This is a genomic window from Streptomyces sp. NPDC057939 (assembly GCF_042887545.1).
Classification (GTDB): domain Bacteria; phylum Actinomycetota; class Actinomycetes; order Streptomycetales; family Streptomycetaceae; genus Streptomyces.
In genome coordinates this window covers 1-8529 of record NZ_JBHVPG010000109.1, presented here as the reverse complement: position 1 = coordinate 8529, position 8529 = coordinate 1, and the positions used below count along the sequence as shown (strand labels likewise).

Below are 8529 nucleotides of genomic sequence, written 5' to 3'. Positions count from 1 at the left end.
GTTCAGGGTGACCCGTCCTGGACCCCGTCCGGAACGGTCCTGGTGACCGGTGGTACGGGTGCTCTGGGTGGTCGGGTGGCTCGTTGGCTGGCCGGTGCCGGCGCGGAGCGTCTGGTGCTGACCAGCCGGCGGGGTGCGGATGCTCCCGGTGCGGCTGAGCTGGCCGCGGAGTTGTCGGGCATGGGTGTGGAGGTCTCCGTGGTGGCGTGTGACGCCGCCGACCGGGATGCCCTGCGTACTCTCCTGGTCGCCGAGGCGGAGACGCTCACCGCAGTGATTCACACCGCGGGGATCCTCGACGACGGGGTGCTGGACGCATTGACGGCGGAGCGCTTCGAGAGCGTGCTGCGGGCCAAGGCCACCTCCGCGCTCAACCTGCACGAGCTGACGGTCGAGCTCGGCATCGAACTCTCGGCCTTCGTCCTCTTCTCGTCCGTCACGGGCACGTGGGGCACCGCAGGACAGTCCAACTATGCTGCCGCCAATGCCTACTTGGACGCCCTGGCGGAGCAGCGTCGGGCGGACGGTCTGGCCGCGACGTCGATCGCCTGGGGTCCGTGGGCCGAAGGCGGCATGGCCGCCGACGGTGCCATGGACGCCCGGATGCGCAAGGGCGGCGTACCGCCCATGGCAGCCGCGTCCGCCATCGACGCCCTCCACCGTGCCGTACACGCGAACGACACCGTCGTCACCGTCGTGGACGTGGACTGGGACCGGTTCGCCGCAGGCTTCACCGCCGCACGCACGGGCAACCTCCTGGCCGAACTTCCCGAGGCCCGGCACGCGCTCGCCGCACGCGGGGCCGACGCAGGGTCCACCGGCCGGTCGGTCGACGACCGGCACTCCTTCCTGTCACGGCTGGTGGGACTCCCCGCCACCGAGCGGGACCGACTGCTGCTGGACATCGTCCGCAAGGAGGTCGCCGCTGTCCTCGGCCACACCGGAGCGGAAAGCGTCGGCGCGGGGCGGGCGTTCAAGGAGCTCGGTTTCGACTCGCTGACCGCCGTCGAGCTCCGCAACCGGCTGGGTGCCACCACCGGACTGCGGCTCCCCGCCACGCTGATCTACGACTACCCGACCTCCGCGGACCTGGCGGACCACCTGCGCGCGGAACTCCTCGGCACCGAAGCCACCGTGTCCCCCTCCGCGGCGGCGACGGCCACGGCGGCCGACGACGACCCGATCGCGATCGTCGCCATGAGCTGCCGCTTTCCCGGCGGGGTGCGTACCCCCGAGGACCTGTGGCAGCTGCTGGCCGCCGGAGGCGACGCCATCGGCGAGTTCCCGGCCGACCGGGGCTGGGACGCGGAGGAACTCTTCGGGCCCCGGTCCGAGCAGGAGGCCCCGTACGCCCGCGAAGGCGGATTCCTCTACGACGTCGCGCAGTTCGACCCAGGATTCTTCGGCATCTCGCCCCGCGAGGCCCTCGCCATGGACCCGCAGCAGCGCCTGCTGCTGGAAACCTCGTGGGAGGCGTTCGAGCGGGCCGGTATCGATCCGTCGTCCCTGCGCGGCAGCCAGGCCGGCGTGTTCGTCGGGACCAACGGCCAGGACTACCTGTCGCTCGTGCTGAACTCCGCCGACGGCGGGGACGGCTTCATGAGCACCGGAAACTCCGCGAGCGTCGTCTCCGGCCGGCTCTCCTACGTCTTCGGTCTCGAAGGCCCCGCCGTCACCGTCGACACGGCGTGCTCGGCGTCGCTCGTGGCCCTGCACCTCGCCGTGCAGGCCCTGCGCAGCGGCGAATGCTCCATCGCCCTGGCCGGAGGCGTGACGGTCATGTCGACGCCGGGTGCCTTCGTCGAGTTCGCCCGCCAGGGCGGTCTCGCCGCGGACGGTCGGATCAAGGCGTTCGCGGCGGGTGCGGACGGTACGGGTTGGGGTGAGGGTGTCGGCATGCTGCTCGTGGAGCGGTTGTCGGACGCGCGTCGCAACGGGCATCCGGTGTTGGCGGTGGTGCGTGGTTCGGCCGTCAACCAGGACGGTGCGAGCAACGGCCTGACCGCTCCGAACGGTCCTTCGCAGCAGCGGGTGATCCGTGCGGCGCTCGCCGGTGCCGGTCTTTCGCCGGCGGACGTGGACGCGGTGGAGGCGCACGGCACCGGCACGAAGCTCGGTGACCCGATCGAGGCGCAGGCGCTGCTCGCGACGTACGGCCAGGACCGGCCCGAGGGGCAGCCGCTGCTGCTCGGCTCGATCAAGTCGAACATCGGGCACACGCAGGCCGCCGCCGGTGTCGCCGGTGTCATCAAGATGGTCATGGCGATGCGGCACGGGACGCTCCCGCGGACCCTGCACGTGGACGGCCCCACCCCGCACGTCGACTGGACGGCGGGCGACGTCGAGATCCTCACCGAACAGCGGGCATGGCCGGAGACCGGCCGCCCGCGCCGGGCCGGCGTCTCCTCGTTCGGTGTCAGCGGCACGAACGCCCACACCATCCTGGAGCAGGCCCCCGAGGCCCCCGAGGCCCCCGAGGCCCCCGAGACGGTGGAACCGGAGACCTCCGGCGCCTGGCCGTGGATCCTGTCGGGCCGTACGCAGGCGGCTCTGCGCGACCAGGCCGCCCGACTCCTCGGGCACCTCGCCGGGCACGACGAGACGCGGCCGGTGGACATCGGCCACTCCCTCGCGACGGGCCGGGCCCTGCTCGACCACCGAGCCGTGATCCTCGCGGGAGCCCGCGAGGACTACACGAAGGCGCTGACGGCGCTGGCGGCCGGCGACTCCGTCGCCGAGCTGACCCGGGACGTGGCGAGCACGGAACAGAAGGTGGCGTTCCTGTTCACCGGACAGGGCAGCCAGCGGATCGGGATGGGGCGTGAACTGTACGCAACCTTCCCGGTGTTCGCAGATGCGCTGGACGCCGTCTGTGCCCGGACGGACGCACTGCTGGAACTCCCTTTGAAGGAGATCCTGTTCGGGGCGAACGCGGAGTTGCTGGATCGGACGGAGTACACGCAGCCGGCGTTGTTCGCGGTCGAGGTCGCGTTGTTCCGTCTGCTCGAATCGTGGGGTGTGCGGCCGGACTTCGTGTCGGGGCATTCGATCGGTGAGATCGTCGCCGCGCATGTTGCCGGTGTGCTTTCCCTGGATGACGCGTGCACGCTGGTTGCGGCGCGTGGTCGGTTGATGCAGGCGCTGCCCGGTGGTGGCGTGATGATCGCGGTGCAGGCGTCGGAGGTGGAGGTTCTGCCGCTGCTGACGGATCGGGTGAGCGTCGCGGCGGTCAATGGTCCGCAGTCGGTGGTGATCGCGGGTGATGAGGACGCGGCGGCCGTGGTCGTGGCGGCTTTCCCGGACCGCAAGTCCAAGCGGCTCACGGTGAGTCACGCGTTCCATTCGCCGCACATGGACGGCATGCTCGGCGACTTCCGCAAGGTGGTCGAGGGGCTGTCGTACGGGGCTCCGCGCATTCCGGTCGTCTCGAACCTGACCGGCGCCCTGGTTGCCGACGGTGAGATGGGTTCGGCGGACTTCTGGGTCCGGCACGTCCGGGAGGCGGTCCGTTTCCTGGACGGTGTCCGGACCTTGGAGGCCGCCGGGGTGAGCACGTACCTGGAACTCGGGCCCGACGGGATCCTCTCCGCCCTCGCCCAGGACTGCCTCACCGACACCGCGGACGCCACGTTCGTGCCGTTGCTCCGCGCTTCGCGCGCCGAGGCCGCGACCGTCGTCACCGGCCTCGGGCAGGCTCACGTCCGGGGCGTCACCGTCGACTGGACCGCCTTCTACGCCGGGACCGGCGCCCACCGCGTCGACCTGCCGACGTACGCCTTCCAGCGCGAGCGCTACTGGATCGACTCCTTCGCGGCGCTGGAGGACGCCGTGTCGCTCGGCATCGAGTCGGCCGGGCACCCGCTCCTCGGTGCGGCGGTCGAACTGCCGGACACGGGCGGGTTCCTGTTCACCGGCCGGCTGTCCCGCCGAACCCACCCCTGGCTGGCCGGTCACGTCGTGGCCGACTCGGTGGTCGTGCCCGGCGCGACCTTCGTCGAACTCGCGCTGCGGGCAGCGGCCGAAGCCGGCTGCGGCCTGCTGGAGGAACTGACCGACGAGGCACCGCTCGTGCTGCCGGAGGACGGGGCCGTACAGCTGCGGCTCACCGTCGGCGGGGCGGACGACACCGGACGCCGCACCGTGCAGGTGCACAGCCGACCCGAAGCGGCGGACGGCCACACCGAGCCCGCCGGGACCTGGTCCCGGCACGCCACGGGCTTCCTCACCGAGGCCGATGCCGATGCCGGTTCCGGTTCCGGTGTCGATGCCGGTGAAGCCTTCGGCGCCCGGGAGTGGCCGCCCGCCGACGCCGAGGAGGTCTCCGTCGACGTAGTGCACGCGCGCCTCGCCGCTGCCGGGATCCACCACGGAGCGGACCTCAGGACCCTGAACCGGATCTGGGTGCGCGGCGACGAGGTCTTCGCGGAAGCCGGGCTCTCCGGTGGACCGAGCTCCTCGGCAACCGGATTCGCCCTGCACCCCGCCCTGCTCGAAACGGCGCTGCAGGCGCTCGCGGCCACCGCCACCGCCACGGGCGGGGACGCCGCCGCACGGGAAGCGTGCGTCTGGCGCGGCGTACGGCTGCACACGCCCGGAGCGGGCACACCCGGCACGACGGGCGCACCGGACGCAGCGGGCACGCTCCGCCTGCGGATCACCCCGGGCGGCGCGGACACCGTTTCGGTGGAACTGACCGACGCACAGGGCGCGCCCGTCGCGTCCGTCGGGGCACTGGTGACCCGGGCGCTCGACGTCGAGAGGTTCTCCGTGGCGGCCCCCGACGGGGTCCACGACTCGCTGTTCCGCCTCGACTGGGTGCGGACGGCGACGTCGGCCCGGGCGGGCTCCGCGTCCCCGGCGCTCATCGCGACCTCCGAGGACGCCACCGCCCACCTCGCCGCCGCCCTGGGCGGCACCGGGGTTCCCGTCACCACGTACGAGGACCTGGCGGCGCTGGACGACGCCGTCACCGTCGGACGCCGGCCGGCGCCCGACACCGTGATCGTGCCGTTCATGACGAACACCGGCCGCACCTCCGCCCTTCCGACGGCGCACGAGGTGCACGAGGTGACCCACCGGGCGCTCGCGACCGTGCAGAGCTGGCTCGACAACGGCCGCTTCGCCGGCACGCGCCTCGCCGTCGTCACCCGCGGCGCCGTGGCCGCGCACACGGACACCGAGGTCGGCGACCTCGTCCACACCCCGGTGTGGGGTCTGCTGCGCGCCGCGCAGACCGAGCACCCCGACCGGTTCGTACTCGTCGACCTCGACGGGACCGACGCCTCCGGACGGGCCCTCGCGGCCGCCCTCGCCTCCGAAGAGCCCGAACTGGCCGTGCGCAACGGCATGCTGTACGTCCCGCGCCTGGCGCGGGTCGACGCAGCCGACACCGCGACGGCCGGGGACGACACGAAGAGCCGGATCGACACGCGCGGCACGGTTCTCGTCACCGGGGCGGGCGGCGGCCTCGCCGGTCTCCTCACCCGCCACCTGGTCACCGAACACGGCGTACGACACCTGCTGCTCACCGGTCGCAAGGGCGGTGAAACCGACACGGCCGCCGCGCTCACCGCGCAGTTGACCGCGTTGGGCGCCCACGTCACGTGGGCGGCGTGCGACGTCGCCGACCGGGACGCGCTGGCCGCGCTCCTGGAATCCGTACCGGCCGAGCGTCCCCTGACGGCGGTCGTCCACACGGCGGCCGTCCTGGACGACGGGGTCGTGGACCTGCTCACCCCCGAGCGCGTCGACCGGGTGATGCGGCCCAAGGTCGACGGGGCACTGCACCTGCACGAGCTGACCCGTCACCTCGACCTGTCGGCGTTCGTCATGTTCTCCGCCGCTGCCGGCACGCTCGGTGGCGCCGGTCAGGCCAACTACGGTGCGGCGAACGTCTTCCTCGACGCCCTCGCCCGGCACCGCCGGGCCGGAGGCCTCGCCGCACTGTCCCTGGTGTGGGGCATGTGGGCCGAGGAACGGGGCATGGCGGGCCGGCTCACCGACGCGGAGCGGGAACGCGCCGCGCGCGGAGGCGTCGCGCCGCTGTCGGCGGAGGAAGGACTGGCGCTCTTCGACGCCGCCCTCGCGGTGGACGGCGAGCCGGTCCTGCTGCCCGTCGCCGTCGACCTGCCGACCCTGCGGGCCCGGGCTGCGGACGGTGAGATCCTCCCGATGTTCCGCGGCCTGGTGCGCACCCCCGTCCGACAGCGTCGACGGGCGAAGGCGATGCCCGACACGCACCGCACGGACGGCACGCCGACCACGACCGACGGTGCCGGGGAGCAGTCGCCCGCGCAGCGGCTCGCCGGGCTGTCGCCCGCCGAGCGGGAGCGGACCGTACTGGACCTGGTGCGCGGCCAGGTCGCCGCGGTACTCGGCTACGGGTCGGTCGAACAGATCGGGGAGGAGCAGGCGTTCAAGGACCTGGGCTTCGACTCGCTCACCGCGGTCGAACTCCGCAACCGGCTCGGCGCGGCCGCCGGGCTCCGGCTGCCCGCCACCTTGATCTACGACTACCCCACGCCGGCCGCGCTGGCCCGGCAGGTGCTGGGCGAGCTCGCCCCCGAGGGGACGAGCGGCCGCAAGCTGTCCGTACTGGAGGAACTCGACCGCCTCGAAAGCACCTTCTCCTCCATGGACCCGACGGAACTGGCCTCCGCGGCCGGCGACGACGCGGCCCACGCGCGGATCGCGGTGCGTCTCCAGACCCTGCTGGCGCAGTGGAACGACGCCCGCGGTACGGACGACGAAGCGGGCGCCGGAGAGATCGAGGAGGCGAGCGACGACGAGCTGTTCGCCCTCATCGACAAGAAGTTCGGCCAGGGCTGAACCCCAACCACCCCCAGGCCGTACCGCCGGAACCCCTGTTCCGGCGGTACGGCCACGGGCTTCCCGATATCCCTCAAATATCCTCGGGTTCCGCCGGCTCCCCGATGTCCCCTTCTCCTCCTGACTCCCGAACTCCCGAACTCCCTGAATTCTTGAGCCGTCCCTCCACGGTCTCGATCACGCGAATAGGTGAAGCGCCAGTGGCGAACGAAGCAAAGCTCCGCGAATACCTCAAGAAGGTCACGACGGATCTCGACGAGGCGTACGGACGTCTGCGGGACATCGAGAGCCAGGCCCACGAGCCCGTCGCCATCACGGCGATGAGTTGCCGGTTCCCCGGCGGTGTCCGTTCGCCCGAGGAACTGTGGGACCTGCTGGCCGCCGGCGGCGACGCGCTCACCGAATTCCCCACCGACCGCGGCTGGGACCTGGACCACCTGTTCTCGGACGACCCGGACGATCAGGGCACCACGACGACCCGCGAGGGCGGGTTCCTCGCAGGCGCCTCCGCCTTCGACGCCGACTTCTTCGGGATCTCCCCGCGCGAGGCCATGGCGATGGACCCGCAGCAGCGCCTGCTGCTGGAAACCTCCTGGGAGGCGTTCGAACGCGCCGGCATCGACCCGCACACCCTGCGCGGCAGCCGGAGCGGCGTCTTCGTCGGGATGAACGGATCCGACTACCTCACCCCGCTGCTCGAAGCGAGCGAGGACTACGCGGGCCACCTCGGCACCGGAAACGCCTCCAGCGTCCTGTCCGGCCGCCTCTCCTACACCTTCGGCCTCGAAGGCCCCGCCGTCACCGTCGACACGGCCTGCTCGGCCTCCCTCGTGGCCCTGCACCTCGCGGTGCAGGCCCTGAGGGCGGGGGAGTGCTCCCTGGCCGTCGCCGGCGGCGTCCACGTGATGTCCACGCCCGGACTCTTCGTCGAGTTCAGCAAGCAGCGCGGCCTGTCCACGGACGGCCGTTGCAAGGCGTTCGCCGCGAACGCCGACGGCTTCGGCCCGGCGGAAGGAGTGGGCGTCCTGCTCCTGGAACGCCTCTCCGACGCACGGAAGAACGGCCGCCCGGTCCTCGCCGTGGTCCGTGGCTCCGCGATCAACCAGGACGGCGCCTCGAACGGTCTGACGGCCCCGAACGGCCCGTCCCAGCAGCGCGTCATCCGCCAGGCCCTGACCAACGCCCGGCTCTCCACGGATCAGGTCGACGTGGTGGAGGCCCACGGCACGGGAACCTCGCTCGGTGACCCCATCGAGGCGCAGGCCCTGATCGCCACGTACGGACAGGACCGCCCCGAGGGGCAGCCGCTGCTCCTGGGATCGGTCAAGTCGAACATCGGGCACACCCAGGCCGCGGCGGGCGTCGCCGGCGTGATCAAGATGGTGCTGGCGATGCGACACGGCGTACTGCCCCGGACCCTGCACGTCGACGAGCCCTCACCCCACGTGGACTGGGAGTCCGGCGCGGTCGAGCTCCTCACGGAACGCACGACGTGGCCCGAGACGGGTCACCCGCGTCGTGCGGGTGTGTCGTCGTTCGGGTTCAGTGGGACGAATGCGCACGTGATCGTGGAGCAGGCGCCTGAGGGCGGGGTGGTGGAGGCTGCCGGGTCGGGTGTGGGTTTGCCGGTGGTGCCGTGGGTGTTGTCGGGTAGGAGTGCGGCGGCGTTGCGGGCGCAGGCGGAGCGGTTGGCGGGTTGGC

2 protein-coding genes are annotated in these 8529 nt (G+C 72.4%); both read left to right on the top strand.

Annotation, left to right across the window (positions count from 1 at the left end; genetic code table 11):
* The coding region (locus ACFVS6_RS42615; RefSeq protein ID WP_389711929.1) for an SDR family NAD(P)-dependent oxidoreductase at nt 1–6828 on the top strand (6828 nt) is incomplete at its 5' end.
* Between the two features lie 200 nt (nt 6829–7028).
* The coding region (locus ACFVS6_RS42610; RefSeq protein WP_389711928.1) for a type I polyketide synthase at nt 7029–8529 on the top strand (1501 nt) is incomplete at its 3' end.